At 65.4% G+C, this 1,173-nt stretch carries 2 protein-coding genes; one reads left to right on the forward strand and one right to left on the reverse strand.

What is annotated here, in order from left to right:
- Window positions 1-278: GNAT family N-acetyltransferase (locus tag N864_RS25790; RefSeq protein ID WP_240474460.1), on the reverse strand; the 278-nt coding region annotated here is incomplete at its 3' end.
- Between the two features lie 227 nt (window positions 279-505).
- Between N864_RS25790 and N864_RS22415 the strand changes: the two genes are divergently transcribed.
- A complete protein-coding gene (locus tag N864_RS22415; protein ID WP_034722811.1) occupies window positions 506-1,024 on the forward strand; it encodes a hypothetical protein in 519 nt (172 codons plus the stop codon).
- The last annotated feature ends 149 nt before the right edge of the window (window positions 1,025-1,173 follow it).

A 1,173-nucleotide genomic window follows, 5' to 3' on the forward strand; every position in this document is an offset into this window, starting at 1 on the left:
TGCCGCTCCCAATGTCCCAGCCAACGCCTCACCAGTGCCTCGACGTCCTCGAGCTCCGTCAGCAGATCCGACGGGTTGTGCTGGAGAACCGACGGATCCGACAGGATCTCGAGGATCGCTACAGCGTCAGCCTGCGTCGGCTGCCGTAGCGACAACCGTGCGGTCAACAGGCGAACGGGCTGCCGGTGCACCACGGCAATGTACTGGTGGCGCGTCCCGGTCAGCACGTCTGGCAACGCTTGTTCTCGGCAGTAGCGGACGACTCCGACCTGCGTCACTTCGCCGCCTGTCGACCGGTAGTTGTTTCACAGACATGCCGATGGTCGGACGTTGCGATCCTGCCATTGAGCGTTCGTTGCGCATCGCCGTTCCCGCTGGTGCGGCGACAGCCAAGCCATTCGATTGCGCGCCCGGTCACAACGGAGCCAGTCCGCAGACGCCGACTGCGTCTCGCACCTAGCCTCGAAGGTATGCGGCGCCCCGAGCCGCGTGGAGGTGGACACCCATGGAGACCGAACTCTTCGTGCACTTCGCCGAGATCGCGGGAGTCTTCATCGGGTTCGGCGCCCTCATCAGCCTGCGCAGCGCGCAGGTCACCGACGTGCACGACGTGGTCTACCTCCAGGCCGTCCTCGCGCTGGGCGTCTGGGTGGTGTTCGGTGCGCTAGTGCCGGTCGTGGTGAGTCGCTACGGCGTCATCGGCCACGGGCTCTGGCTGCCGTCGGCCTGTGCTGCCCTAGCCATCTGGCTCGCCTTCATGGCCGCTTACGTCCGGAGACCCGAGACGAAGGCACTCAACCGACGCCGTGAGCCGCTGGACCGCTTCTTTCCCGTCGTCGGGCTCCCACTGCACCTCGTGCTTGTCGGCAGCCTGACTCTCATCGTCCTCGAACGTTGGCCAGACATCGAGCCGGCGCTGTATGTGACGGCGCTAGCGGCAGGGGTCGTGTTTGCCGGCTACACCCTCCTCGTGTACGTCCTCAGCCAGAAGCACGACCAGGCCCCGAACCACCAAGGACCGTGAACGAACGGGAACCGAGGGGCGACCTTCTCCGCCGCTTCCGGGGTAGGACTCTCTCGCGGAGTTGATGGTTGCCGATCACGAGATCCACTCTCATGGCGCTCCGCGTGTGAACCCAGTTAAGGGGCTCTCCTGACCCATCCGTGGGTGGT

It is taken from the genome of Intrasporangium chromatireducens Q5-1 (assembly GCF_000576575.1).
Classification (GTDB): domain Bacteria; phylum Actinomycetota; class Actinomycetes; order Actinomycetales; family Dermatophilaceae; genus Intrasporangium_A; species Intrasporangium_A chromatireducens.